This window comes from Rhizobium sullae (assembly GCF_900169785.1).
Lineage (GTDB): Bacteria > Pseudomonadota > Alphaproteobacteria > Rhizobiales > Rhizobiaceae > Rhizobium > Rhizobium sullae.
This window is the reverse complement of the sequence record NZ_FWER01000270.1, coordinates 1-330: the sequence shown is the minus strand read 5'-3', so window position 1 is coordinate 330 and position 330 is coordinate 1. Positions and strand designations below refer to the sequence as shown.

At 60.5% G+C, this 330-nt stretch carries 2 pseudogenes; both read left to right on the top strand.

Annotation, left to right across the window (positions count from 1 at the left end):
- Positions 1-173: pseudogene (locus BN1800_RS43375) on the top strand (helix-turn-helix transcriptional regulator); the annotation flags it as partial.
- 72 nt (positions 174-245) lie between these two features.
- Positions 246-330: pseudogene (locus BN1800_RS43370) on the top strand (YeeE/YedE family protein); the annotation flags it as partial.

Sequence of the window (330 nt, the reverse complement as noted above, 5' to 3'; positions counted from 1 at the left end):
AGGTCGACGTCCACCAGCCGCATCTGTCGCAGCACCTGACGGTGCTGCGCGGCTCGGGCATCGTCGAAACCCGTCGGGAGGGAAAACAGATCTTTTACCGCCTGACGGAAGAGAAGGCCGCGCAATTGGTGGCCGCGCTCTATGACATCTTCTGCGCGAAGGAAGACAAATGAGNGCCTGACGGAAGAGAAGGCCGCGCAATTGGTGGCCGCGCTCTATGACATCTTCTGCGCGAAGGAAGACAAATGAGCACTTACCTCCCACCTCTGCTCGGCGGCATGCTGATCGGCGCATCGGCCGTCATGCTTCTGCTCCTCAACGGCCGGATTG